The organism is Streptomyces sp. NPDC059003, assembly GCF_042740445.1.
GTDB lineage: Bacteria > Actinomycetota > Actinomycetes > Streptomycetales > Streptomycetaceae > Streptomyces.
Genome location: NZ_JBHYJH010000002.1, coordinates 76342 through 99993, shown reverse-complemented (window position 1 = coordinate 99993; position 23652 = coordinate 76342). Strand labels below are relative to the sequence as shown.

At 72.5% G+C, this 23652-nt stretch carries 23 protein-coding genes and 1 pseudogene; 15 read left to right on the top strand and 9 right to left on the bottom strand.

Annotated elements, in window-relative coordinates; translation table 11 throughout:
- Positions 1-32: 32 nt before the first annotated feature.
- From ACFWZ5_RS01705 to ACFWZ5_RS01695, 3 genes are read left to right on the top strand one after another with little or no spacing between them, the layout of a single operon-like run.
- Positions 33-1511, top strand: coding sequence for a VWA domain-containing protein (locus tag ACFWZ5_RS01705; protein WP_384787225.1), 1479 nt, complete (start codon positions 33-35; stop codon positions 1509-1511).
- Positions 1508-2446 (top strand): hypothetical protein, encoded by a 939-nt coding sequence (locus ACFWZ5_RS01700; RefSeq protein ID WP_384787228.1) that lies wholly within the window; start codon positions 1508-1510, stop codon positions 2444-2446. Before ACFWZ5_RS01705 ends, ACFWZ5_RS01700 begins: the two co-directional genes overlap by 4 nt.
- Positions 2443-3708, top strand: a complete 1266-nt coding sequence (locus tag ACFWZ5_RS01695; RefSeq protein WP_384787231.1) for an ABC transporter substrate-binding protein — start codon at positions 2443-2445, stop codon at positions 3706-3708. The genes ACFWZ5_RS01700 and ACFWZ5_RS01695 overlap by 4 nt, the downstream gene beginning before the upstream one ends.
- A gap of 19 nt (positions 3709-3727) precedes the next feature.
- On the opposite strand, the gene ACFWZ5_RS01690 is transcribed toward ACFWZ5_RS01695, so the two are convergent.
- Positions 3728-4135, bottom strand: a complete 408-nt coding sequence (locus tag ACFWZ5_RS01690) for a MerR family transcriptional regulator (RefSeq protein WP_384787234.1) — start codon at positions 4133-4135, stop codon at positions 3728-3730.
- A 49-nt stretch (positions 4136-4184) separates the two neighbouring features.
- On the opposite strand from ACFWZ5_RS01690, the gene ACFWZ5_RS01685 reads away from it, so the two are divergent.
- Positions 4185-5069 carry an NAD(P)-dependent oxidoreductase gene (locus ACFWZ5_RS01685; protein WP_384787237.1) on the top strand — a complete coding sequence of 295 codons (885 nt, stop codon included), beginning with the start codon at positions 4185-4187 and terminating at the stop codon, positions 5067-5069.
- An 11-nt stretch (positions 5070-5080) separates the two neighbouring features.
- Here ACFWZ5_RS01685 and ACFWZ5_RS01680 read toward each other — a convergent pair whose 3' ends face one another.
- Positions 5081-5809, bottom strand: coding sequence for a 3-keto-5-aminohexanoate cleavage protein (locus tag ACFWZ5_RS01680; RefSeq protein ID WP_384787240.1), 729 nt, complete (start codon positions 5807-5809; stop codon positions 5081-5083).
- Between the two features lie 125 nt (positions 5810-5934).
- Positions 5935-6441 carry a MarR family transcriptional regulator gene (locus ACFWZ5_RS01675; protein ID WP_384787243.1) on the bottom strand — a complete coding sequence of 169 codons (507 nt, stop codon included), beginning with the start codon at positions 6439-6441 and terminating at the stop codon, positions 5935-5937.
- Between the two features lie 108 nt (positions 6442-6549).
- On the opposite strand from ACFWZ5_RS01675, the gene ACFWZ5_RS01670 reads away from it, so the two are divergent.
- Positions 6550-6930, top strand: coding sequence for an HGxxPAAW family protein (locus tag ACFWZ5_RS01670; protein WP_384787246.1), 381 nt, complete (start codon positions 6550-6552; stop codon positions 6928-6930).
- Positions 6931-7020: 90 nt separating this feature from the next.
- On the opposite strand, the gene ACFWZ5_RS01665 is transcribed toward ACFWZ5_RS01670, so the two are convergent.
- Both ACFWZ5_RS01665 and ACFWZ5_RS01660 read right to left on the bottom strand, forming a co-directional pair.
- Positions 7021-7431: an arsenate reductase ArsC gene (locus tag ACFWZ5_RS01665; protein WP_384787249.1), complete on the bottom strand. Its 411-nt coding sequence runs from the start codon at positions 7429-7431 to the stop codon at positions 7021-7023.
- Positions 7432-7481: 50 nt separating this feature from the next.
- A complete protein-coding gene (locus ACFWZ5_RS01660; RefSeq protein WP_384787251.1) occupies positions 7482-8117 on the bottom strand; it encodes an arsenate reductase ArsC in 636 nt (211 codons plus the stop codon).
- Positions 8118-8191: 74 nt separating this feature from the next.
- On the opposite strand from ACFWZ5_RS01660, the gene ACFWZ5_RS01655 reads away from it, so the two are divergent.
- The 7 genes and pseudogenes from ACFWZ5_RS01655 to ACFWZ5_RS01625 all read left to right on the top strand — a co-directional run bounded on the left by ACFWZ5_RS01655 (position 8192) and on the right by ACFWZ5_RS01625 (position 14596).
- A complete protein-coding gene (locus tag ACFWZ5_RS01655) occupies positions 8192-8503 on the top strand; it encodes an ArsR/SmtB family transcription factor (RefSeq protein ID WP_384787254.1) in 312 nt (103 codons plus the stop codon).
- A complete protein-coding gene (arsB, locus tag ACFWZ5_RS01650) occupies positions 8503-9624 on the top strand; it encodes an ACR3 family arsenite efflux transporter (protein ID WP_384787257.1) in 1122 nt (373 codons plus the stop codon). Before ACFWZ5_RS01655 ends, arsB begins: the two co-directional genes overlap by 1 nt.
- Before the next feature lie 15 nt (positions 9625-9639).
- Positions 9640-9840: pseudogene (locus ACFWZ5_RS01645) on the top strand (ArsR/SmtB family transcription factor); the annotation flags it as partial.
- On the top strand, positions 9826-10275 hold the full coding sequence (locus ACFWZ5_RS01640; protein ID WP_384787331.1) for a cation transporter: 450 nt from the start codon (positions 9826-9828) through the stop codon (positions 10273-10275). The pseudogene ACFWZ5_RS01645 and the gene ACFWZ5_RS01640, both read left to right, overlap by 15 nt.
- 190 nt (positions 10276-10465) lie before the next feature.
- Positions 10466-12313 carry a TerD family protein gene (locus ACFWZ5_RS01635; protein ID WP_384890083.1) on the top strand — a complete coding sequence of 616 codons (1848 nt, stop codon included), beginning with the start codon at positions 10466-10468 and terminating at the stop codon, positions 12311-12313.
- Positions 12314-12563: 250 nt separating this feature from the next.
- Positions 12564-13475 carry a hypothetical protein gene (locus ACFWZ5_RS01630; protein ID WP_384787265.1) on the top strand — a complete coding sequence of 304 codons (912 nt, stop codon included), beginning with the start codon at positions 12564-12566 and terminating at the stop codon, positions 13473-13475.
- A gap of 341 nt (positions 13476-13816) precedes the next feature.
- Positions 13817-14596, top strand: a complete 780-nt coding sequence (locus tag ACFWZ5_RS01625) for a class I SAM-dependent DNA methyltransferase (RefSeq protein ID WP_384787268.1) — start codon at positions 13817-13819, stop codon at positions 14594-14596.
- Between the two features lie 22 nt (positions 14597-14618).
- Here the strand turns inward: ACFWZ5_RS01625 and ACFWZ5_RS01620 are convergent, their stop codons facing one another.
- From ACFWZ5_RS01620 to ACFWZ5_RS01610, 3 genes are all read right to left on the bottom strand, one after another.
- Positions 14619-15548, bottom strand: a complete 930-nt coding sequence (locus tag ACFWZ5_RS01620; protein WP_384787271.1) for an alpha/beta fold hydrolase — start codon at positions 15546-15548, stop codon at positions 14619-14621.
- Positions 15549-15622: 74 nt separating this feature from the next.
- Entirely contained in the window at positions 15623-17485 is a 1863-nt protein-coding gene (locus ACFWZ5_RS01615) for a protein kinase (RefSeq protein WP_384787275.1), read from the bottom strand.
- A 144-nt stretch (positions 17486-17629) separates the two neighbouring features.
- A complete protein-coding gene (locus ACFWZ5_RS01610) occupies positions 17630-18097 on the bottom strand; it encodes an SRPBCC family protein (RefSeq protein WP_384787278.1) in 468 nt (155 codons plus the stop codon).
- A 139-nt stretch (positions 18098-18236) separates the two neighbouring features.
- Between ACFWZ5_RS01610 and ACFWZ5_RS01605 the strand changes: the two genes are divergently transcribed.
- Positions 18237-19628 carry a HEAT repeat domain-containing protein gene (locus ACFWZ5_RS01605; protein WP_384787281.1) on the top strand — a complete coding sequence of 464 codons (1392 nt, stop codon included), beginning with the start codon at positions 18237-18239 and terminating at the stop codon, positions 19626-19628.
- 210 nt (positions 19629-19838) lie between these two features.
- On the top strand, positions 19839-21806 hold the full coding sequence (locus ACFWZ5_RS01600) for an ATP-binding protein (protein ID WP_384787284.1): 1968 nt from the start codon (positions 19839-19841) through the stop codon (positions 21804-21806).
- A 36-nt stretch (positions 21807-21842) separates the two neighbouring features.
- On the opposite strand, the gene ACFWZ5_RS01595 is transcribed toward ACFWZ5_RS01600, so the two are convergent.
- Positions 21843-22805 (bottom strand): oxidoreductase, encoded by a 963-nt coding sequence (locus ACFWZ5_RS01595; RefSeq protein WP_384787287.1) that lies wholly within the window; start codon positions 22803-22805, stop codon positions 21843-21845.
- A gap of 118 nt (positions 22806-22923) precedes the next feature.
- On the opposite strand from ACFWZ5_RS01595, the gene ACFWZ5_RS01590 reads away from it, so the two are divergent.
- The gene (locus ACFWZ5_RS01590) at positions 22924-23562 is read left to right on the top strand and encodes a TetR family transcriptional regulator (protein WP_384787290.1); all 639 of its coding nucleotides are present in this window, start codon (positions 22924-22926) and stop codon (positions 23560-23562) included.
- Positions 23563-23652 lie beyond the last annotated feature (90 nt).

The window sequence follows — 23652 nt, the reverse complement described above, 5'->3', positions numbered from 1 at the left end:
GGACGACGACGAGGTCGAGGAGGTGCACGGACATGGTGGAGACAGCAGCGCCGGGGGCGGGCGGGACGGCAGGGCAGGTCACCGTCGGTCTTGAGGTCAGCCAGTGGAAGTACCTCTCCGGCGAGGCCGGCGACCCGCGGATGCACGCCATCCTCAGCGTGTCGGTGGACGGCACCGAGGGCGGCGGCCCGGTGCTCGCGGAAGTGCTGGCCCTGGACTGCTCCGGCTCGATGACCTGGCCGCCGGAGAAGCTGCACGCCGCCCAGGAGGCGGCCGTCGCCGCGATCCGCGCACTGCCCGACGGCACGCCGTTCGCGGTGGTGCAGGGCAACGAGCAGGCGACCATGGCCTACCCCGGCACCACGAGCATGGCCTGCGCCTCGGACGAGACCCGGGAGCGGGCGCAGCGGGCGGTGCACCGCCTTGTCGCGGGCGGGGGCACCTGCATCGGCGCCTGGCTCGACCTCGCCCGTCGGCTGCTGACCGAGCAGGGCGCCCCCGTTGGGCACGTCCTGCTGCTCACCGACGGAAAGAACGAGCACGACGAGGAGATGCCGCTGGCGGGCGTCCTGGAGCAGTGCGCGGGCCGGTTCGTCTGCGACGCGTGGGGGATCGGCGACGGCTGGGACGCCCGCGAACTCCTCGCCGTCACGCGCGGGCTGCACGGCTCCGCCTCATCGGTGCGGGAGGAGGAGGCCCTTCCCGCGGAGTACGAGAAGCTGGTGCACCGCCTCCTCACCAAGACCGTCCCCGAACTGGCGATCTCGGTGACCCCGATGCCCGGGGCCGAGGTGCGCTACCTCAAGCAGGTCTTCCCGACCGAGACGGAGCTGACCCCCGAGGACGGGACCGAACGGTTCGTCACCCGCGCCTGGGGCGACGAGACCCGCCGCTACCAGCTGTGCCTGTCCGCCGACCCGGCCGGTCACCCGCGCCGCGAGGACCTGCAGCTCGCCGTGGTCGCCGTCGACGTACCCGGCACCCAGGGGACACGGCTGCCGACGCCGCAGCCCTGTCTGGTGCACTGGACCGACAACCCGGCCCTGTCCCGGCACACCGACGCCCAGGTCGAGCACTTCGAACAGCACCAGCGGCTCGGCGAGGCCATCGCCGCCGCGACCGACGCCCACCGCCGCGGCGAACGCGACCTCGCCGAGCACCAGCTGGGGCGGGCGGCGCAGCTGGCCCGGGCGATGGGCGCCGACGAGCAACTGGCCCGCCTCGCCGAGCTGGTGCGGATCGACGACGCGAGCGCCGGGCGGGTCACCCTGCGCCCCGACGTCACGGCCGTCGACTTCGAGCACCTGATCGCCGCAAGCAGCCACAGCAGCTACGGCCCCGCGTCCGGCACCGGCTCCGCATCCGGGACCGGCGGCCACAGCGCGGCCGGGGGCGCGGCGGCCGGAGGGCCGGGCGGGGCCACCGTGCCCTGCCCGGCCTGCTCCCACAAGGCACCGGCGGCGGCCCGGTTCTGCCCCTCCTGCGGCCACCGCTTCGAGGCCCGGCCGTGAGCACCACCGGCCGGGACCTGACCCGCAGGCTCAGGCTGCTCCTCGCCCTCGGGGCCGCCACCACCTTCGTGCTGTTCCTCGCCTACCGGGGCGTGCACGACGACTCCGTGCCGCTGTCGTCGTCGAGCACCCCCGGGATCCTGGCCGTCGACACCGCGCAGAGCGCGATGCGCAAGGCCCACGAAGTGGTCCGTGACAGCGGGCCGGAGGGCGACACCAGCGGCGAGTTCCACACCCAGGTCTCGGTCGCCCACCAGAGCCTCGCGCTCGCCGCCTCGGAGAACGTCACCGGCCTTGAGGGCCGCCAGGACCTGCAGACCATCACCGGTCTGATCGCCGTCTACTCCGGCTGGGTGGAGCGCTGGGGCCAGGAGCCGCACGACTCCCCGCTGCGCGCCGCCTACCTGTTCTACGCCGAACAGGTGCTCGGCCTCCAGGCCGAACCCGGCACCGACGGGAACATCACGAGCCGCCTCGACGCCCTGCGCGGCCGGCAGCTCGACGAGGCCGGACAGCAGGCGGCCTTCCCGTGGCAGCTGTGGCTCGGCTGGAGCGCGGTCGCCGTGCTCTACGCCGCGCTGTGCACCGCCCTGCTGGAGAGCCAGCGGTACGTACGGCGTCGCTTCCGGCGGCCGGTGCAGGTGCGGCTGCTCGCCGCGACCGTCGTGTGCGCGGTCGGCGTACCGCTCCTTGCGTGGGTCACCCTCAAGGCGCACGACGCGATGACCGACTCCGTCGCCGGGATCCGCGTACCGAAGGACGACCCGGACGACATCCCCGAAGTCGCGGAGCAGGTGCGGGACGCGCTGACGCACGCCGGGCTCTGGGCGTCGCTGTCCAACTGGATACTGCTGGGAGGGGCCGTGGTGATGGCGTTGACGGCGTGGGGGCTGTGGCCGCGGATCGCCGAGTACCGGTTCAGGGCGCCGCGATGAGGACCGGGACGAGTGCTGGGACGAGTACGGGGACGCCGACCGGTACGAGCGCCGCGCCGCGTCGGCTCCGTCCCCGCACCCTCGCCGTCATCGCCGTCTGCCTGGTCCTGCTCGGCGCGGGTGTGGTCGCCGGGGCGCGCTGGGCTCGGGAGGCGACGGGCTCGGTCACCCTGCTCGCCAACTGGAGCGGCGCGGAGCGCGAGCAGTTCGAGGAGAACGTCATCGAGCCGTTCGAGGAGAAGTACCGGATCGACGTCGTCTACCAGGGCAGTTCCGCGCTGAGCCAAGTGCTTGCCGCCGACGTGGCGGCCGGGAACCCACCCGACGTGGCGATCCTGCCGGGGCCGGGCGAACTGTTGTCCTACGCGGCCGACGGCAGGCTCAAGCCCTTGGACGGGCTGTTCGACCCCCGGCAGTACGACGGCATCTGGGCGCCCGAGGTGACGATCCCCGGCCGGGGCGCCCACACCTACTGGCTCCCCGTCAAGACCGGTCTCAAGAGCATGGTGTGGTACGCGGGCGACCGGCCCGACGCACGGTCGGCGGGCACGCCCGGGCGGTGGTGCCTGGGCATGGAGTCCGGCGCGACTTCCGGCTGGCCGGGCACCGACTGGGTGGAGGACATCCTGCTCCAGCAGGCCGGACCCCGGGTGTACGAGGACTGGGCGAACGGCGAACTCCCCTGGACCGACGACGCCGTGCGCAAGGCCTGGACCACCTTCGGCGAACTGGCCGGCGCCGGCCGGAACCGCCGTGTCGAGCGGGCCCTGACCACCGGCTTCGGCGCGGACTGCGCCCCCGGCCGCCTGGAGCACCAGGGCTCCTTCCGCGCCGCCCACTGGCAGCGGGCGGGCGGCGACTACGTCCACTCCGCCGAGATCGTCCCCAACGCGGGGCCGGACGCCGGGGCCTGGGAGGTGTCCGGCGACCTCGCGGCCCTGCTCGACCCCTCGCCGGAGGCCGAACGGCTCATCCGCTACCTGGCCGACCCCGACACGGCGCTGCCGGAGTACACCGCCAACAAGGAGGCCGCGCCGGACGGTGGACAGGACAGCACGGCGCGGGAGATCGGAGAGAGCCTGCGCAAACCGGGCGAGCCCCGCTGCTGGGACGCCTCCGACACCATGCCCCGCACCACCCGCGACGCCTTCCACCAGGCGGTGCTGCGCTTCCTCGTCGCCCCGAGGCAACTGGACGCCCGACTGGAGGAGTTGGAGGAGGTACGCACCGTGCAGGACCTGCCGGTGTGCGGTGGCGGGTGACCCGCTGAACCCCGGCTGCTCAGGCGGGGACGGGCTCCTCGTCGGCCTGGTCGAAGGGCGGATAGCTCTCGCCGCCCATGCGGGCGGCCGCGTCGATGTAGTCGGTGAGCGCGTCGCGGGACCGGGCGAGCCTCGCCATCTGGTCGTCGATCCGCTGCCGCCGTGACCGCATCGCGGCGAGCAGATCGGGACACCCGGGCAGTTCCGGGACCTCTCCGACCGCGCAGGGCAGTACGTACGCGATGTCCTCGCAGGACAGACCGGCACCGAGCAGATGCCGGATCTGCTGGACGCGCAGCACGGCGCTCTCGTCGTAGTCGCGGTAACCGTTGGCGCGGCGGTCCGACTCCAGCAGGCCCTGCGCCTCGTAGTAGCGCAACTGATGGGTGTTGACGCCCGTCCGACGACCCAGTTCCCCGATCCGCATCAAAACCTCGCTTGACCTTCACACCGGTATGAACGTTGACGATGCTGCCATGAACAACACCACCGAAACACCTGTGACAGTCATCGGACTCGGACGGATGGGCCAGGCGCTCGCCGGCGCGTTCCTGAAGGCCGGACACCCCACGACCGTGTGGAACCGCACGGCCTCCAAGGCCGCCCCGTTGGTGGCCGAGGGCGCACGCCTCGCGCCCACGGTCGGCGACGCGATCGAGGCCGGTGCCCTGACGATCATGTGCGTCACCGACTACCGGGCCGTGCGCGAGCTGCTCGGCGCGGGCGATGTCGACCTGGACGGCGCGACGCTGCTCAACCTGACCTCGGGCGACTCGGCCCAGGCCAGGGAAGCGGCCCGTTGGGCCGAGGGGCGCGGCGCGCACTATCTGGACGGCGCCGTCATGGCCGTCCCGTCGGTGATCGGGACCGCCGACGCGGTGCTGCTGCACAGCGGGCCGCAGCTTGACTTCGAGGCGCACAGGCCGACCCTGGAAGCGCTCGGCACCCTCACCTACCTCGGCGCGGACCCCGGCCTTGCGTCCCTGTACGACGTGGCGGGCCTCGCCATGATGTGGAGCGTCCTGAACGCCTGGCTCCAGGGCACCGCCTTGCTCAGGACGGCCGGTGTCGACGCCGCCACCTACGCGCCGTTCGCACGGCAGATCGCCGCCGGTGTGGCCGACTGGCTGCCGGGGTACGCCGAGCAGATCGACAGCGGCTCCTTCCCGGCCGAGGTGGCGGCCCTGGAGACCGACGCGCGGTCGATGGCGCACCTGATCGAGGAGAGCGAGGCGGTGGGCGTCAACGCCGAACTGCCGAAGCTGTTCAAGGCGATGGCCGACCGCGCGATCGCCGCCGGGCACGGAGGGGAGCAGTACCCGGTTCTGATCGAGGAGTTCAGCAAGCCCGCCGCGAACTGACCTGCTCGCTGCTACTCGCCCTTGGTGGCCAGGAGCGTCCGTGCGGCCTGGACGAGCGCGGCGTTGTCCGGCACGGCGGAGCCGTCGGGCAGGACCAGGACGTCCTCGAGGCCGACTCTGGTGTCCAGGCCGAGCCGGGCCGCGACCCGCACCACGGGCCAGGCGCTGCCGTCTTCACCGTGCAGCAGCACCGGCGTCGGCCGGGCCGGATCCAGCTCCGCCACCAGGGCGAGCGCGGTCTCCTCGGCTGTGGCCGCGTCGCCGTCGGTGACTTCGGCGAGCACCCGCAGGACCCGGCCCGGAAACGGCGAGGCGCAGAACCGGCGTGCGGCGTCCGTGCCCGAATAGATGCCCGCCTCCACGCCGACGCCGCGGTCGAGGAGCGCCTCGGCCACCTGCTCGGCGCCGTCCTCGTGCCAGTTGACCGAGGCGTGGTCGGGCAGCACGGTCCAGGAGCGCACCAGTGCCGCGCGCCGCTCGGGCTCCGGGACTGCCCACGCTCCGGTGGTGACCCCTGTCCGTATATGAGGCGGAACTGCACGGCGTACCGCCGTGACCGCCCGGGCGACGACGTGCGGCGCCAGCGAGTCACGGCCCTCGCCGTCCTTGGGGTGAAGATGGATGTCGTCGGCCCCGGCGGCCACCGCCCGCGCGGCCGCCGCGGCCAGCTCGCCGGGTGACATCGGCAGAGACCGGCATTCCTCGCGCGTCCGCGCCCCGTTCAGACATACCTGCAGCATGGTGACCACCATGCCGGCCACCACTGACATCGCCGCCGGACGTCCCGCGGGCCGGTCGGTCGGGGAACGTGACCGGCCGGTCGGGGAGCGCGACCGGCCAGAGGGCGCCGCAGGTCAGCGGGCGATCAGCGGTCGGCGCCGGGCCCTTCGGAGACACCTTCGCGCATCTCGTCCAACGACTCGTGCAGCAGGGTCTTGGCGCGGGTGAACCAGTCCGTCAGGACGGCGATCTCGTCCGGGCCGTAGTCGGCGAAGAGGGTGCCGAGGCGCTCGTACACCGGCCCGTAGACCTGAAGGACGCGGGCCTGCGCGGACTCCTCCATGACCACGTGGACCCGCCGGCGGTCCTTCGGGTCCGCCTGGCGGCGGACGTACCCGGCCTTCTCCAGGCGGTTGAGCACGCCGGTCACCGCTCCGGTGGTCAGCCGGGCGCGCTCGGCGAGGTCGCCCGCCACGAGGGATTCGCCGGCCGTGGCGGCCTCGATGAGGAAGCCGAGGCAGGTGAGATCCGTGACGTTGAGGCCGAGTCGCCGGGCGATGTCCTGCTGCCCGAAGTGCGCGGTCGCGATCATTCGGTCCATCGCGTACAACGCCTGGTCAGCCGTCGCCGCCGGACGTGCCTTGCCCTGCACCACAGATCCCCTTAGCATCTAAGTAAATTATCTTGCAAGATAAGACATTGCTGGACGGGTGCGCCCCCGACCAGCTGCTCCAGCATCCCATTTCCTGAGGAGACGGCCATGAGCATGCACGGGGACCACGACCTGGGCCACACCGTCGCCGGGTGGACGGGCACCGCCGTGGCCGTACTCGGCAGTGCGGTGATGGGGGTGGCGCTGGCCGTCGACTCGGCCGCGGGGCTGGTGCTCGGCGGCGCCGTCGTCGCGCTCGCCGCGCTCAGCACCTGGCTTCTCCATCTGGCCGGGTGGGGCAAGGGCACGGGGCCGCGGCCGGTGGCGCAGCAGTCCTGGCGCGTCCGTGACACGGTGGCGCGGCGGGGCCACCCTGGCTGCCTCGGCTGTCGATTGGCGGGGCGCGGGCGGGTGCGCGGGCGCGTCGACGCCCCAGTCGTCGTCCAGGCCGTCGTGATCGAGCGTCCGCACGCGGAGCAGCGGTCGTAGAAAGGAGCAGCGGTCGCAGAAAGGGCATTTCTGGTACGCGGATTCCGGCTCCCTGTGAAGTGGCTGCGGAAAGCCGCCCCCGCGACCGCCTCAGCGGGCGTCGATCTCGGCGATCAGAGCTTCGACGCGGCGCTTGATTTCATCCCGGATCGGCCGCACCGCCTCAACTCCCTTGCCCGCCGGGTCTTCCAGGGCCCAGTCGAGGTAGGTCTTGCCGGGGAAAACCGGGCAAGCGTCCCCGCAGCCCATGGTGATGACGTAGTCGGACGCCTGGACCGCATCGGTCGTCAGCACTCTGGGCTGGGCCGCGGAGATGTCGACGCCGACTTCCTTCATCGCTTCGACGGCGGCCGGGTTGACCTGGTCACCGGGAAGCGATCCGGCGGAGCGCACCTCGATCCGGCCGCCCGCGAGGTGGGTGAGGAATCCGGCGGCCATCTGGGAACGTCCGGCGTTGTGGACGCAGACGAACAGCACGGACACGGCGGGGGTGGAGGGCATGGGTTCTTCCTTCACGCATCAGGTCAACAGGTGAGGCCGTCGGGGCGGATTCATGCCCCCGGCAGGGTGGCGAGCAGGTCGGCGATGTGGGCGTCGATGGCGTCGCGGATCTCGCGGATGACGGCGATCGGGGCGCCTTCGGGGTCGGGGACGGGCCAATCCAAGTAGCGGGGGCCGGCCACGATGGGGCAGGCGTCGCCGCAGCCCATGGTGACGACGACGTCGGCGGCCCGGACGGCCTCATCGGTCAGCGGTTTGGGGAACGCGCCGCGGGGATCGACTCCGGCCTCGGTGAGCACCTGAGCCACGAAGGGCTCGATGGCGGCGGCCGGTGCGGTTCCTGCGGAGGAGACCCGTACGAGGTCGGCTGCGCGGTGGGAGAGCAGGGCGGCGGCCATCTGGGAGCGGCCGGCGTTGTGGCTGCAGACGAACAGCACTCGCGGCGGCCCGCCGCCCGGCCTCTTGCGGAGGTGACCGAGGGCGTCGAGGCGCTCGGCCGCCCATCGCTCGGCCAGCACGACCAGATGCGTGGAGATGCGCGCGGTGGCGGCAAGTCGCGTATAGGAGTCGGCGATCAGTGCCTGGACGGTCTCGGTGGAGAAGCGGCCGGAATGCCGGGCGGCCAGGCGGGCGGCGCCGGCGGCGAGGCGGGCATCGGGCGGGACGGGCGGTGTGGGTGCGGTCATCAGGACCCCTCCGACGGGCTCCACGATTCAGTCTGGACTGGCATCAGTCTCTAATGATGTGACAGTATCAGCCCATGCTGACGTCAGTCGACACTGAACTGATGCGGGTGCTCGCCGACCCGCTCAGGCTGAAGATCGTGACCCTGCTGGCCCACGAGACGCTGTGCACCACGCATCTGGTCGCCGAGACCGGCGCGAAGCAGACCAACCTCTCCAATCACATGAAGGTGCTGCGCGAGGCGGGGGTGGTGGACACCGAGCCGTGCGGCCGGTTCGTCTACTACAAGCTCAAGCCCGAGGTCCTCGACGCCCTGGCCGACTCCTTCGCGGGCCTGGCGACCGCCGCGCGCGAGACGATCGAGACCGGCCGGAAGCGGTCCTGCTGATGACCAGCACCGAACGGACGGGCACCGATGCGCCGGCGGCAACCGCCCCGGCTGCCGCTGCACCCGGCGTCGTGGCCAAACTCTCCACGCTCGACCGCTACTTGGCCGTGTGGATTCTCGCCGCCATGGCCCTGGGTCTCGGTCTGGGCCGGCTGGTCCCCGGCCTGGACGACGTCCTCGCCAAGGTCGAACTCGGCGGGATCTCCCTGCCGATCGCGCTCGGCCTGCTGGTAATGATGTACCCGGTGCTCGCGAAGGTCCGCTACGACAAGCTCGACACGGTCACCGGCGACCGCAAGCTCATGGTCTCCTCGCTGCTCATCAACTGGCTGATCGGCCCGGCCGTGATGTTCGCCCTCGCGTGGATCTTCCTGTCGGACCTGCCCGAGTACCGCACCGGCCTGATCATTGTCGGCCTGGCCCGCTGCATCGCCATGGTCATCATCTGGAACGACCTGGCCTGCGGCGACCGCGAAGCGGCCGCCGTCCTCGTCGCCCTGAACTCCGTCTTCCAGGTCCTGGCCTTCGGCCTCCTGGGCTGGCTCTACCTGGATCTGCTGCCCGGCTGGCTCGGCCTGGGCGAGGGCGAGCACCTGGACATCTCCCTGGGAAAGATCGCCCTCAACGTGGTCATCTTCCTCGGCGTCCCGCTCCTCGCGGGATTCCTCACCCGCCGCGTCGGCGAGCGGAAACTGGGCCGCGAGACGTACGAGGCCAACGTCCTTCCCAGGATCGGCCCGTGGGCCCTGTACGGCCTGCTCTTCACCATCGTCGTCCTCTTCGCCCTGCAGGGGAGGACGATCACCTCGCAGCCGCTGGACGTGGCCCGCATCGCGCTGCCGCTCCTGGTGTACTTCGCGCTGATGTGGTTCGGCGCCTTCACCCTGGGCAAGGCCATCGGCCTGGCGTACGACCGCACCGCGACCCTCGCCTTCACCGCGGCGGGCAACAACTTCGAGCTGGCCATCGCGGTCGCCATCGCCACCTTCGGCGTCACCTCCGGCCAGGCCCTGTCCGGCGTCGTCGGCCCGCTCATCGAAGTACCGGTCCTGGTCGGGCTCGTGTACGTGTCGCTGGCGTGGCGGCGGAAGTTCACGCCCGCCACCCGCACCGGCCAATAGTTCACGGTTCCCTGAATTCACGACCTCGCCGACCCCATCCGCTGCCGCCTCCTGCTCGCCCTGAGCGAAGCGCCCGCCCACCCCTCGGATCTCGCCGACGAGCTCGGCATCTCCCGCACCCGCCTGCCGAACCATCTGGCCTGCCTGCGTGACTGCGGCCTGGTCGTCACCGTGCCCGTGGGGCGCCGCACCCGCTACGAGCTGGCCGACGCCCGCCCCCCGGCCCGCCGTGACGCCTTGGCCAGGCGCATACGCGTGCTGGTCGCCGCGACCATCAGCTACAACGTCGTCGAGGCGATCGTCGCCCTCACCGCCGCGCTCTCCCTGGCGGTCATGCCGTTCCTGTCCGCCGCCCAGCGACGCGCGGGCCGCGAACTCGGCTCCGCCAGCGCGGTCGCCGACTCCCAGCAGACACTCCTGTGCACGTATCTGCCCGCCGTGCTCCTGGTCGGCCTGGCCCTCAACGCCACCCTCGGCTGGTCCTGGGCCGACCCCGTCGCCGCCCTCGTCATCGCCGTCGTCGCCACGAAGGAGGGCCGCGATGCCTGGCAGGGCAAGGGCTGCTGCGCGAGCCCCGCCGCGGCGGCACCACCGACCCGCGTCGAGCCGGACAGATGCGGCTGTCGCCCTGGGTGCACTTGCTGCGACTGAGGTCGCCGCTGACTTGCACCACGAGGGCTCGGGGCCCTCACCCGTTGCTCAATTGGCAACTGACCAGCCGCGCTGGCCCTCTGTGACAGATCCACCACGAACAGGGGCCAAGCCATGCCAAAATCCCACACGGTCGACATCACTGCGCGCAGGCTCGGCGCCCTGCCGCGCTCGGGAGGGGAGCCCCACCATGGCCTTGCTGTCGTCGAAGCCGAAGTGGCCAACCGTGCCCGACTACTTCCACGACTGGGCGCTGGTGGACGTGGAGACCTCAGGGCTGAGGCCCGGCCGTGACCGGATCCTGTCCCTTGCTGTCATCACCCTGGACGGGCACGGTCGGCAGACGGGTGAGTTCTCCACGCTCCTCAACCCCGGCTGCGACCCGGGCCCGGTGCACATCCACGGACTCACCCCCGCCCGGCTCTGTGGTGCACCCGTCTTCGAGGACATCGCCCCGCAGGTAGGGGCGCTGTTGAGTAGCCGTGTCCTGGTGGCCCACAATGCGCAGTTCGACTACGACTTCCTGGCCCACGAGTTCGCCCGCGCCCGTTCCTGGGTCCCGGTGGACAGACGCCTGTGCACGCTGTCCCTCAACCGTCTGGTCGCACCCGCGACACCCGACCTCAAACTGGGCACGCTCGCCGCGCACTACGGCGTGCTCCAAGAGCGGGCCCACGACGCACGGGACGACGTAAGGGTGCTCTCCGGCATCCTGCGGGGCTCGCTGAGCGCCGCTGAACGACTGGGGCTGCCCCTGCCGCTCCTGGCCTGCCCTCCACGCCAGGACTACAAGCCCTATGTCCCCAAGACCCCGTGCGCCTACCGCAACCCGGGCCGACTGGAGACGGATGGACCACTGGTCCAGGGGATGAAGGTCGCCATCACCGGGGACACCCGGGTCTCCCGCGAAGAGTTGGTTGCCCGCTCGGTAGCGGCCGGGCTCAATGTGATGACCTCGGTCAGTGGTCTCACCAGCGTCGTGGTGACCAACGACTCCGGTGGCGCGTCCAGCAAACTGCGGCGGGCCGCGGCCGAGGGAGTCCCCCTCGTGGATGAGCCGACTTACCTACGACTACTGAACGACGTGCAGCCCGGCCAGGCCAAGGGAACGGTCCGCACCGGTGCCGCGAGCCAGCAGGGCGAAGCAGCACCCTCTGCGGAAGCGACCCCACAGCCCGTTCCCGCGCCGAGCGTTCCCGCACAGCGCACGACCGCACCCGCAGCCACGGCGGCTCAGCCGCTGGCCGGGCATCGGGTCCTGGTTCTGGGCGGAACGCACGATGAGGCGGCGGCAGCGCGCTCCCGCGCGCTCTCCCTCGGCGCCTCCGCGGCCGTCAACCTCTCAGCCAGTGTCACCGACGTCGTGGTCCTCACCGGTGGCGAAGCGGACCGACGCCTGAGCCGTATCGCCACCCTCGGTCTGCGCGTACACGACGGCGGCTGGCTCCTCGCACCCACGGCCGCGTCGGCGCCCATGCCGACGCAGAACACCAGCGAGAATCCGTCGGACACGGCAGAGGTACTGGCCCGAGGCGCCGTCATTGACCTGCCGCACGCCGACGTGGCCTGGACAGTGGCGGCCGCGTGGAGTCAGCACGCCGCTTGCGAGGTCGACGTCGTCGCCTTCGCGCTCGACGAGCATGAACAGGTCGCTGGAGACGAGGACTTCGTCTTCTACAGCGCACCCGAGCACCCGGACGGCACCGTGCGGCTAGCCCTGGACGGGCCCTCTGAGCAGGCTGTCACCGCCGACCTCGGACGCCTGCCTTGGGAGGTCCAGCGGATCGTCGTTGCCGCGGCGGTCGACGGCGCCGCGACATTCTCCGACGTCGGCGCCGTCGAAATCACCGCCACCTGCGGGATCGGCGCGGCTTCGACTGCCCGAGCCACGCTCGACGCCGCCACCACGGAACGCACCATGATCCTGGCCGAGATCTACCGCCGCGGCGACAGCTGGCGGCTGCGTGCCATCGGACAGGGCTACGACCACGGTCTGGCCGAGTTGGCCCGCAGCTATGGTGTCGATGTGTCCGACTGAGCCGACCTGCAGGTCGGCGCGGGGGCGTCCAGGTGTGCACGCAGGGCAGCAAAAGTGAGGCGAGAGTCCGGTCATCGGGTGTAGCGTGCGTACCGCGCTGCTGCGGCAGTGTGTCTCGCTACACCCCGGTCCCCGGCGCCGGAGCGAGCAGTGGGCTCTTGAGAGTCACCCGCAGTGGGCAGTCACTACGCATCGGGACATCGATCTGTCTCTCCTGTCGTCGCCGGGCGGCAAGTGGAAGGGGCGACGTATGTCCAGGTCACGCAACACCAGTCGGCTGGCGAAGAAAATCTGCCGCCAGACGTCACTCAACCAGTCGACGGCATCAAGGCTGGCCAAACAGGTGCCTGTCTACCTGGGCCCTCCGATCGCCGATGCAGCGGAATCCCATCAACGTCGACTGGAAGCGCACATAGCCCACGTCTTGGCGAGCGGTTTCCAGGACCGACAGCTCAACGGCGCTCTGTTGGGAGCAAGGGAAGCGCGACCAATCGCTCAGCACCTGGAGTTGACGCTTGAGTCCGCGATGGCAGACGAAGTGGTCCGTGAGCTCCTCCCGCGCTTCGACGAGCCTTACGGAGGGATACGAGGTGTCCCCGGCCTGCGTGTCCATCTGGACGACCCGGACATCGTGCTCCAGGACGGACTCAGTTCGGCACGGATCACTCTGACGCGTACCGACGGCCATGCTTGGCGGCTGCCAACGGCGCGCGACGGCGAAACGCTCCTGTGGAAGCGGCGCCCGGGCGACATTTCACGAGAGGAAAGGGAAGAGGCCGAGGAGTGGACCCAGTCCCATCCCTCGCTCGTGGATGTGCCGCTGCGCGACCTGATGATGAGTCGAGTTCTGCGTCGTCCGAATCTGGTCAATCGGGCAGCGGCACCTCACGGGTTCGCCAACTGCTATACGCATCATTCGGCGGACCTCGTGATCGAGTGGTGCTGTGGTGACACCGTGGAGGCTCTCTGCGCTGCGCTGTTGGGACATGGCTTCATCGACGGTCTGTCGCCGAGCGAGGCGATCGAGTTGACTTCACGTCAATCTGCTCGCTTGGGCGGCCACACCGTGATCTTGAGGCGCCACTCTGGCTGCCAGTACAGACACAGTCCATTCAGCGCTCAGGAGATCTCCCAGCACATCCGGGAGGGGTACGTGTCTTGACCCCGATCATGGCAGTGCTCGGAATCGCCCTATGCATGGTCCTCGGGGTCGTGGTGCGCTGCGGGCGGGACATAGCTGTGCTCCGCCGGTTGGAGCGCCTGATGGACGGCTGTGACCAACGACAACGAGTCGAAGTCTGCCGCATTCTTGCAGCCTCGCTGCGAGAAGCAGGGACGCCGGAGGCCTCAGAGGGAGCGCCGACCAACGACCCGTCACCGCAGCGACGCCAGTGACACCCTGCCCCGCCGACTACCGAGTGTGGTGGGGCTGTTCGACGCCGACCGAAGGCCGCCGTGGAAAACCACGCGCGCCTCCCTGGCCCCGAACGCTACGGTCCGGGCATGGGTGATGACGGCGGAAACACAACAGACGGAAGCACGGACGGATACGAGGACGGGTACTTCGGGGAGAGTGTCGCGGCTACGTACGACGTGTCGTCGGCGGACATGTTCCGGTCCGATGTGGTGGACCCGGTGGTCGACGTGCTCGCCGGGCTCGCGGGGGACGGGCCCGCGCTGGAGTTCGGCATCGGCACGGGGCGGATCGCGTTGCCGCTGGCCCGGCGTGGTGTGTCGGTGCACGGCATCGAGCTGTCCCGTGCCATGGCGTCCCGGCTGCGGGACAAGCCCGGCGGCGCGGACATCGGCGTGACGATCGGCGACTTCGCCACGGCGCGCGCCCCGGGGACGTTCGCGGTCGCCTACCTCGTCTTCAACACCATCAACAACCTGACGACGCAGGACGCCCAGGTCGACTGCTTCCGCAACGCCGCCGCCCATCTGCGGCCCGGCGGCAGCTTCGTCATCGAGGTGGGGGTGCCGGACCTGCGCCGACTGCCGCCGGGCCAGAGCGCCGTGCCGTTCCACATCAGCGACACGCAGTGGGCGTTCGACACCTACGACGCCGCCACGCAGGCGATGAGCTCGCACTACGTCACGATCGTCGACGGCCGCGCCGAGCACGCGTCCATCCCGTTCCGGTACGTGTGGCCCGCCGAGCTCGACCTGATGGCGCGGCTCGCCGGACTGCGGCTGCGCGACCGGTGGGAGGACTGGTCGCGGGCGCCGTTCACCGCCGAGAGCTCCCGGCACGTGTCGGTGTGGGAGAAGCCCGCCGACTGACGCCGGGCTGAGGCCGGGGCCGTCAGGCGTCGAGGAACGCCGCGGTGGCCGCCACGAACCGTTCGGCGTCGTCCAGCCACGGGAAGTGCGCGGCCCCCACCTGGACGGCGAGCTCGGCGTGCGGGAACAGCGCGGCGAGCTCGGCCATGGCGGGCGGCGGGGAGTTCAGGTCGACCTCCCCGGCGAGCACAAGCACCGGCCGCCCGAACCGCGCGAGTGCCGCCCGCGTGGCGTCCGGGTCGAAGGCGCCCTCGCCCGCGTAGACGGCCGCGGCCTCCCCGTTCCGCTGGCCGTCCTCGGCCGCCCGATGCGCCCGGGCCCGCTCGTCCCAGCGGCCGTAGGCGAACGGTGCGATCGCCGCCCAGGAGTCGTCCGTGGCCCGGCCCGACACGATCGCTTCCAGGGCCGCGTACGCCGCCGGGAACCACGGCTCGCCCTGCCGGAGCCGCGCGGTCTCCTGCCGCGTCCCACCCGCGATCGTGATGCCGACGGCCATGACGCTCGGCGTGATCAGGGCCAGTTTGCCGACGCGCTCCGGGTGGCGGGCCGCGTACAGCGTCGCCAGATTGGTGCCGCCGGAGTGCGCGAGCAGGTCCGCCGCCTCCAGGCCGAGGTGCTCGCGCAGGGCCTCCACGTCGTCGACGAGCCGGTCGCAGCGGTAGGACGAGACGTCCCGCGGCGCCGCCGACCGCCCGGTGCCCCGCAGGTCCAGCAGGATCAACCGACGGTGGGCGGACAGGCCGCCGAGGTCACCGAGGTACGCGGAGGCCTGCATCGGGCCGCCGGGCAGGCAGAGCAGCGGCGGGCCTTCGCCGACCACGTGGTACGCGAGCTCGGTTCCGTCGTACGCGGAGAACGTGGAGGTCGTGGTCGAGTACGTGGCGGACACGGGGGCCACGGTGGCGGGCGTGACGGAGGACGAGGACGAGGACGAGGGCGGCGAGGCAGTCATGGCCTGGACCCTGTCAGCCGCGCCCGCGCCGGGCAACCGGGTTTGTCCGGCGGCCGACGGCCGCGACCAGCGGCTCAGCGGCGTCGGAACCAGGAGCGGGACTCGCCGCTCTGGCGCCGCGCCCGACGCCGGTAGCGGTTCTCCAGGCGATGCACCACGTCCATCAGCGGACTGGTGGGACCCGGCAGGCTCGACACGCGCGGCTTCAGCTCGGCGAGCAGGGCCGCGGCCCGCTCCGGGTCGCCCGCCTCGCCGACGCTGCGGGCGTGCCGCAGGGCCACTTCCGGGGCCGGCGCGTCGTGCAGGACGGCCTGGTTGAGGGGGAGCAGCTCGTCGTAGAGGCGCGCGGCCGCCGCGTAGTCCTCCATCAAGTAGGCGTCGCCCGCGGCGAGGCGGCAGACCTCCCAGCGCAGGGTGTCGTGCTCGGGCAGGCCCCGGTTGAGGTCCGCGAGGACGGGTTCGAGGAGCGCCCGGCGGCGCTGAAGTTCGGCGGTGGCGGAGGCGGCGGACAGGGGCAGTTCCTGGCTGCCCTGGGCGAACCTGCGGCAGCGGCCGAGGGCCAGCTGGGCCCGGGCGTGCAGGGTCACGGGGTCGTAGGGGCCGAGGACGCGCGTGGCGAGCTCGATGACGTCCGTCAGCTCCGGGAGGACGGCCTTCGGGTCCGACCGGCCCAGGTGCGCCTCGTACCCGAGGAGCGTGGCGCGTACCTCGACCGTGCGCCGGTCCTCCGGGCCGAAGACGCGGGCCAGCTTCGGCAGGAGGCGGGACAGGCTCGTGTCGGCGGGGTCCTGCCGCCATGCGCGCCGGGCGCGGCTGAGCAGGGCGTCCGTGGTCAGCGGGTCGTCCGGGCCGAGCTCGCGCTGCGCCTCGGGGATCAGGGCGTCGAGCAGCTCCAGGTACTCCTTGAGGTCGGAGTCGGATGGCAGGGCCTGGATCTGGTCGAGCCTGCGGCGCAGCGCGGCCCGCACCGGGTCGGCGCCCGGGTCCAGGACGGTGGGGGAGTACGCGGGCGGCGGGGCCTGGACCGGCGGTGACGAGGCGGCCCGGACCTGCGGCGGCGCCGCCGTCGCCGGGACCTGCGGTGGCGCCGCGATCACCGTCGGCGCGGCAAGCAGCTCGAGGCGCCGCGCCACCTCCCGCGCGTGCGGCGGACGGTGGGCCGGGTCCTTGGCGAGCAGGTCGAGGACGAGCCGGTCGGCCTCCCGGGGCAGGCCGGGCGTGAAGGCGCTCGGGGCGGGCGGCTGGGCGCCGACGTGCTGGCCGAACAGCTCGTGCAACGTACCGCCGAGGAAGGGGAGTCGCCCGGTCCACAGCTGCATCAGGAGGCAGCCGAGGGAGTACAGGTCCGAGCGCCCGTCCACGGCGCTGCCGCGCCATCGCTCCGGCGCCATGTACGGGAAGGAGCCGATGAGCATGCCTTCGCCGGTGAGGTTGGTCCCCGACAGCTGGTGCTTGGCGATGCCGAAGTCCAGGACCTTCACGGTGCCGGAATCGGTGACGATCACGTTGGCGGGCTTGATGTCGCGGTGCACGATGTCCGCCTCGTGGGCGGCGCCGAGCGCCGCGCAGATCTGCCGTGCCCACAGCACCGAGTCGCGGAAGTCCGGCAGGCCGCGCTCCAGGACGCCCCCGAGATCCTCGCCCCGCACCAGCTCCATGACGATGTAGACCAACTGGCGCCCGTTCCAGTCGACTTGGCCGACGTCGTGGACCGTCGCGACGTTGGGCTGCGACAGGCCCCCGGCGAGCTCGGCCTCCCGGACGAAGCGCCGCGCCTCGTCCGGTGTCTCGGGGAGCCCGGTCTTGACCGCGACTGTCCGCTTCATGCGCAGGTCGTGACCGCTCCACACGGTGCCGAAGCCCCCGGCGCCGAGAGGGAGTCCAGTCGGTAGCGCCCCTCCAACACGTCCCCCGCCTGCGCCATGCCCGCCCCTCATGTCGCGTTCATCATCAACTCGCCGCCTATTCTGGCGCGTTGGTGTGACAAGGAGACGCCTTTTGTCTGAGCGGCTGCAAGGAAGTTGCACGGAATTGCAGCAGCCCGGCACGCATCCGGCAGCGGCCCCCCCGGCACGCACCCCTCAGCGCCGCTCCGCCAGCAGGGCATCGACCGCCCGCCCGAACAGCACCACGGCCGCCCGCCGCAGCAGCGGATCGACGACGCCGGGAAGTCCACGCACCCGCAGCTCCTCGCGCCAGACCACGCGCGAGGCGTCCCCCTCGGGCCGCACCTCGATCTCGGCCCACCCCGTCACGAACGAGCCGCGCTTGGCCAACCGGCACAGCCCGGCCCCCTCCGCCCCCGGAAGGCGGTCGGCCCCCTCCGCCCCCGGCGGCCGCCAGACCACGACCTCCATCACATCGTCGAACCCGAGGGGCCCGACGCCCGAGCGCGCCGTGAAGACCGTGCCCGCGCCGCCCTCCCGGTCACCGGAGACGGTGACCCGCGTCAGCGGCACCACCTGGCCGTGCCGCTCCCAGTCCGTCAGACGCCGCCACGCCTCGGCAGGGTCGAGGGGCGTGGCGCGTTCGAAGTGGAAGAGCGTCATGGGACGATCGTATGCAGGTCAGAGGCCGTTCGACGACGCTGCGGGCCTGGGGAAAGTCTCTTGCGTACGGCACGCGCCACGACCAAGATCTCCGGGCGGGGTCCCCCGGAGGGGAACCCAGGAAGTCGAGGGGGGCCGGATGGAAGCAGTGGAGCGCGGCACGGGCGAAGGAAACTCGGAAGAGCGCCTCGTGGCGGCCGTACGCGCAGGGGACGCCGACGCGGTACGTGCCCTGCTGGAAGACGGGGCCGACCCGGACACCACCGGTCAGGACGGGCTCCCCGTGCTCTGCGCGGCCGTGGCGGCGTACGACAAACCGGTCGCCGAGGCCCTGGTGGAGGGCGGCGCCGGCCCCGACCGCGAGCTGCCGGACGGGACCACACCCCTGCTGCGCGCCGTCGACCTCGGTTCCCCGGCGGTCGTGGAGGCGGTCCTGGGCGCCGAGCCGCGGCTGCGGCTCCCGCAGGCCGCACGGGAGCGGCTGCTCGCCCTCGCGCGCACCTGGTACGAGACGGGCGCGGCCGGGGAACTGCGCCGCAGGACGGGTGCGCCGGGCCCCGCCCGGACACGGCGGATCTCCGACGACGAGTACGGCCACGTCGACGAGGTCTCCCTCGGCGGGCTCACGGTGCGGGCGGGGCACGGCGCCATCCTGACCTCGCTGGAGTGGGCCTTCCGCGTCCTGACGCCGGTCGACGAACTGGTGGCCCGTGCCGTCCGGCACCCCCCGGCGGACCACCTGGAACACGAGTACCACGTCGACTGGTCGGCGTCCAGCTTCGTCCTCAGCCGGCGCCGCAGCAAGGAGACCTGGTCGGCTGTGCTGGCGCACCGCCACTACCGGGAGCCCGTCCACCGGCTGTTTGTGGCCGACTACCTGTGGACCCGCTCGATCTTCGAGGGTCTCGGCTATCCCTCGTACGCGAAGGAGGAGGCCGAAGTCCTCGCCGCCTGGGCGGCCGACGAGCCGGACAGCGGCGTACTCGCGAGGGTGCTCGACGTCTACACCGGTCACGAGCACCCCGGCCACGAGTCCATCGGGCACCGCTACGCCGACCACCCGGACCCACGGGTGCGCCGCGAAGTGCCGTACTGCTTCCCCGCCCACGGCAGCCCGCTCACGCCGTCCGGCACCGCCGTGCTGCTCACCCTGGCCCAGGATCCCGATGCCCGGGTGCGCAGCAACGTGTGCGGGCCCCTCGGTTCGGGGCGTGACCTCACCCCCGAGACCAGGCAGGCGCTGCTGACGCTGATCCGGGACCCGGACGCCTCCGTACGCGGCTCCGCCGCGGCCGCCCTGTCCGGATCACCGGACCGGGCGCCCGCCGTCGCGGACGCCCTGGCGGCGCTGCTCGACGAGGACGACCAACGGCTGCGCCTGGAGGGCGCCTACGGACTTGCTCAGCGGGACGATCCGCGTACCGAGGAGGCGTACGAGCGGGTCGGTCCCCTCGGCCCCGGCTTCGAGCACGACCACCGGGCGGACGGGCTGTGGCGCTGGAGGTGGCGGAACCGGCCCGCCACCTCCTGAGTACGGGTGTTCGGGCCGTCGTCGTGCGTGTGATCCGGCGCGCGGGGACGCCACCTCGGCGCGGATCTGGCGTTGGGGTTGCCGTGACGTCGCTGAAGTGACGGTTCTGCACCCGGGCTGCCGACCCCGGGCGGCGGCGTCACCGGTCACCGCCGGCGCGTTGGCCGCGACCACCCGATGTCCGGAGAGCTGTGCGAAAGGCAGGGAGCAATGCGGGAGTGTGTCGGCGGACCCGGGGCTCCCCACCCGCACGGCGGCCTGGTCGGCAGGGAGCGGGAGTCGGCGGCCCTGCGCGAACTCCTGGCGGAGCACCGGCTCGTGACGGTGACCGGCGCGGTCGGGGTGGGCAAGAGCCGGCTGGCCTGCGCGGCGGCCGGGGCGGTGCCGGCGCCGTGGCGGCGCGTGGTGCGGGTGCGCCGGCGCGGGAGCGGGGCCGACAGGCCGGGGGCGCTGGCCGCCGCGGTGCTCCAGGCGCTGACCGGCAGGCGGCCGGGCGGCACGGTGGTCGAGGTCGGTGACCTGGTGCGGCAGTTGCCCGCCGAGGACGTACTGCTGTTCCTCGACGACGTCGACCCGGTGCACGCGGAGTGCGTGCGCCTTGTGCAGCGGCTCCTCATGGCCGTGCCGACGCTGCGCGTCCTGGTGACGGCGCGCCGGGCCCTGGGGCTCGGCGAGGAGCGCGTCCTGGCCCTTGCGCCGCTGCCTACGGAGGCGCCGGACGGTGGGAGCGGTCCGGCGCCCGCGGTGGAGCTGTTCCTGGAGCGGGCGCGGGCCGCCGCGGCGGGCTTCGCGGCCGACGGCGACGACCTGGCGGCGGTGGCGGCGATCTGCCGGTCGGTGGAAGGGTTCCCGCTCGCGGTCGAGCTCGCCGCCGAGCAGGTGGCGCACTATCCGGTACGGCATCTCGCGGACCTGGTGGAGCGCCATCAGTGCTGGCTGCACAGCCCGCGCCCGGCGCCGCGTCGGCACCGGTCGCTGCGGGACGCGCTCGGCGCCGCATACGCGCTGTGCGACCGCGCGGTGCGGATCGTGTGGGGCCGGGCCAGCGTCTTCGCCGGGGCCTTCGACGAGTCGGCCGCCGTGTTCGTGTGCGCCGGAGGAGGCATCGGGCCGCACGACGTGTCCGTGTGTCTGGCCCACTTGGCGGCGGTGGGCGTCCTGGAGCCGCTGCACGACCCCGGCGGGCCGCGCGGTCCTCGCTACCGCATGCGGCGCGCGGCGCGCGACTTCGGTGCCGAACGGCTCGGCGAGGCCGGTGAGTTCGAGGTGGCCGCCGAGCGCCGCGTGGCCCACTGCCGCCAGGTCGCGAGCACCGCCGAGACCCTGTGGAGCACCGGCTGCCAGGCGCAGGCCGTGCGCCTAGTGCAGGACGAGCACGACGACCTCACCGCGATGGTGCGGTACGCGCTGGGCCGTCCCGACCACGCGCCGGCGGCCCTGGCGACGGTCGTCGACCTGTGGTTCTGGTGGGCCGTGTACGGCCGGGCCGAGGAGGGGCGGGGCCAGCTGCTGCGCCTGTTGCCGCTGTGCCCCGCGGACAGTGTGCTCGCGACGCGCGGGCGGTGGCTCGCGGCCTGGCTCAGCGCGAGCAGCGACCCGGGGACCGCCCGGGCGCTCCTGGCCCGGGCCTGGCCCGCCGCCGTGCTCGCCGGTGACGACGCGACCGTCGGCCGGATCGCCCACGTCCAGGGCATGCTCGCCTTCCACCAGGGCGACGCGCGGGGCGCGGCCGAGCACTTCCAGGAGGCCGCGGCCACCCTTCCGTACGACGCGTCCGGCGGCCCCTCGCGGGCCGTCAGCCTGGCCGCCCTCGCCGTGGCCCAGGCCGCCTTCGCGCCCCGAGCCGCGCGCCGCTCCGCGCGCCGCGCCCTGGCCCAGCCCGGCATCCACGCCGACACCTGGGCCGGGATCCTCGCCCGCTACGCCAGGGCGTACGCCGACCACAGGGACGGACGCAGCGGCCGCGCCTGGCACCGGGCGCGGCGGGCGCTCGCCTCCCTGGACAAGGGAGTGCCGGAGCCGCACGGCTGCGGCGCGCTGCGCCAACTGATCGCCGCGATCGAGGCCGGCGTCCACGGCGGCCTCCCCCGGGCGGAGGGGGAACGGCCGCGCAGCGAGCCGCGCGAATCCGCCCGGGTCTGCGTCATCTCGCTGGCCGGTGGCTGCCGGGAGGGCTAGCGGAAGTGGTGAGGCGAAGGCGCTCGCGTACGCCCGTCAGGCTCGGCTGTCGACGTGCCGCTCCGCGCCCCGCGCCGGAAACGCGTACCGCACGTCGGTCAGCCGCTCCGACACCTCCCACAAACGGCGGCCGAGCTCCGGATCGGCCGCCGCAGGGGACAGCTCCACCCGCGTCGGTGCCCCGCGCAGCTCGCCCCTGCCGTCCGGCCCGATGAACCGGCCGCCCTCCGCGCCGGGGTCGGTCGCCGCGTACAGCTGGGGCAGCGCGCCCTGGTCCGGGGCCTGGGCGAGTGGTGTGAGGAGGCGGCCGAACAGCAGCTTCACCAGGCCGACCGGGCCGTTCTTCTGGAGGTTGGTGGCGGTGTAGCCGGGGTGGGCGAGCACGCTGCGCACCGGACTCCCGGCCTCGGTGAGGCGCCGGTGGAGCTCCCGCCCGAAGACGGCGTTGGCGAGCTTCGACTGGTCGTAGAAGCCCATGGGCGAGTAGCCGCGCTCTCCGGCGAGGTCGTCGAAGCGGATGCGGCCCTTGCGGTGGTTGACCGAACTCACCGTGACCACGCGGGGATCGCGCCCGGCGCTCAGCAGGTCGAGCAGCAGCCCGGTGAGCGCGAAGTGGCCCAGGTGGTTGCAGGCGAACTGCACCTCGTGGCCCTGTGCGCTGAGCGTGCGCGGCGGCGCCATCACGCCCGCGTTGTTGACGAGGACGTCCACGTGCGCGTGGTCGGCGCGGAGTCGGTCGGCGAAGGCCCGCACCGATGTCAGGTCGGCCAGGTCGAGGCGGCGCACGTCGAGGCGTGCGTCCGGCTGTGCGGCGGTGATCTCGGCGGCCGCCCGGCGGCCCTTCGCCTCGTCGCGGACCGCGAGGATCACATGGCCGCCCCGGCGGGCGAGCGCCCGCGTGGTCGCGAGGCCGAGGCCGCTGCCGGCCCCGGTGACGACGAAGACCCGCTCGGTCTGGTCCGGAATGTGTGCGGCGGTCCATCGCTTCATCTGGCTCATGCGGCACACATTGCCCCTCGTGGCACTTAGTGTCAAGAAGTCTCTTGATGTCAAAGAGTCTCTTGATGTCATCGAGACGTCCAAGTGTCATGCGCGGCATGATGTGTACGATGGGTCGGTGAGCTCCCGCCCTGAAGTGACCCGCCCCGACGTGACCCTGGCCGAGCGCAAACGTCAGCTCGTCTCGAACGAGCTGACCGAAGCGGCGCTGCAACTGCTCGCGCTGAAAGGGTTCGACGCGGTCACCGTCGACGAGATCGTGGCCACCGCGGGGGTGTCCAAGCGGACGTTCTTCCGCTACTTCGCGTCCAAGGAGGACGTGGTCGTCCAGTTCCTGTCCGGCATGGGCGCCGACATGCGCGCGGCGCTCGCGGCCCGCCCGGCCGCGGAGCCCGTCTCCGAGGCGCTGCGGCACGCCGTCTGGGCCGGCATGGCGGCCTGCGCCGATCACGCCGACCACACGGGTCGGGCGCTGGCCGTGGTCCAGCTGATCCTGCGTACGCCCGCGCTGCTCGCCCGCTTCCTGGAGCGCCAGGCACAGTGGCGCGACGACCTCGCGGCGGAGCTGGCGTCCCGTCACGGCCTCGACGCCGGGGCCGACCTGTACCCACGCATGGCCGCCGGGATGGCGCTGACCGCCTTCGACGCGGTCCTGCACCGGTGGAGCGACAGCGACGGCAAGACGGACCCGGCCGAACTCACCGACCGGGCCTTCGCCGTCATCGCTCCGGCGCTGGACGCGGTCGCGGCGCGGTAGTGGGATCTCGATGACTGGGCGAGGGGCAAAGGGAGGGGCGGCCGGATGCCGTTGGCACCGGCCGCCCCAGGGGTGCGGCTTCGGGTCGGT

Coding starts and splice junctions, on each gene's coding strand:
- ACFWZ5_RS01660 (WP_384787251.1), bottom strand. CDS start 8,117: ATGACCGCACCCACACCGCCCGTCCCGCCCGATGCCCGCCTCGCCGCC.
- ACFWZ5_RS01610 (WP_384787278.1), bottom strand. CDS start 18,097: ATGACGCTCTTCCACTTCGAACGCGCCACGCCCCTCGACCCTGCCGAG.
- ACFWZ5_RS01680 (WP_384787240.1), bottom strand. CDS start 5,809: ATGCTGCAGGTATGTCTGAACGGGGCGCGGACGCGCGAGGAATGCCGG.
- ACFWZ5_RS01625 (WP_384787268.1), top strand. CDS start 13,817: ATGGGTGATGACGGCGGAAACACAACAGACGGAAGCACGGACGGATAC.
- ACFWZ5_RS01670 (WP_384787246.1), top strand. CDS start 6,550: ATGAGCATGCACGGGGACCACGACCTGGGCCACACCGTCGCCGGGTGG.
- ACFWZ5_RS01595 (WP_384787287.1), bottom strand. CDS start 22,805: ATGAGCCAGATGAAGCGATGGACCGCCGCACACATTCCGGACCAGACC.
- ACFWZ5_RS01605 (WP_384787281.1), top strand. CDS start 18,237: ATGGAAGCAGTGGAGCGCGGCACGGGCGAAGGAAACTCGGAAGAGCGC.
- ACFWZ5_RS01685 (WP_384787237.1), top strand. CDS start 4,185: ATGAACAACACCACCGAAACACCTGTGACAGTCATCGGACTCGGACGG.
- arsB (WP_384787257.1), top strand. CDS start 8,503: ATGACCAGCACCGAACGGACGGGCACCGATGCGCCGGCGGCAACCGCC.
- ACFWZ5_RS01655 (WP_384787254.1), top strand. CDS start 8,192: ATGCTGACGTCAGTCGACACTGAACTGATGCGGGTGCTCGCCGACCCG.
- ACFWZ5_RS01600 (WP_384787284.1), top strand. CDS start 19,839: ATGCGGGAGTGTGTCGGCGGACCCGGGGCTCCCCACCCGCACGGCGGC.
- ACFWZ5_RS01620 (WP_384787271.1), bottom strand. CDS start 15,548: ATGACTGCCTCGCCGCCCTCGTCCTCGTCCTCGTCCTCCGTCACGCCC.
- ACFWZ5_RS01665 (WP_384787249.1), bottom strand. CDS start 7,431: ATGCCCTCCACCCCCGCCGTGTCCGTGCTGTTCGTCTGCGTCCACAAC.
- ACFWZ5_RS01690 (WP_384787234.1), bottom strand. CDS start 4,135: ATGCGGATCGGGGAACTGGGTCGTCGGACGGGCGTCAACACCCATCAG.
- ACFWZ5_RS01615 (WP_384787275.1), bottom strand. CDS start 17,485: ATGAGGGGCGGGCATGGCGCAGGCGGGGGACGTGTTGGAGGGGCGCTA.
- ACFWZ5_RS01630 (WP_384787265.1), top strand. CDS start 12,564: ATGTCCAGGTCACGCAACACCAGTCGGCTGGCGAAGAAAATCTGCCGC.
- ACFWZ5_RS01705 (WP_384787225.1), top strand. CDS start 33: ATGGTGGAGACAGCAGCGCCGGGGGCGGGCGGGACGGCAGGGCAGGTC.
- ACFWZ5_RS01635 (WP_384890083.1), top strand. CDS start 10,466: ATGGCCTTGCTGTCGTCGAAGCCGAAGTGGCCAACCGTGCCCGACTAC.
- ACFWZ5_RS01695 (WP_384787231.1), top strand. CDS start 2,443: ATGAGGACCGGGACGAGTGCTGGGACGAGTACGGGGACGCCGACCGGT.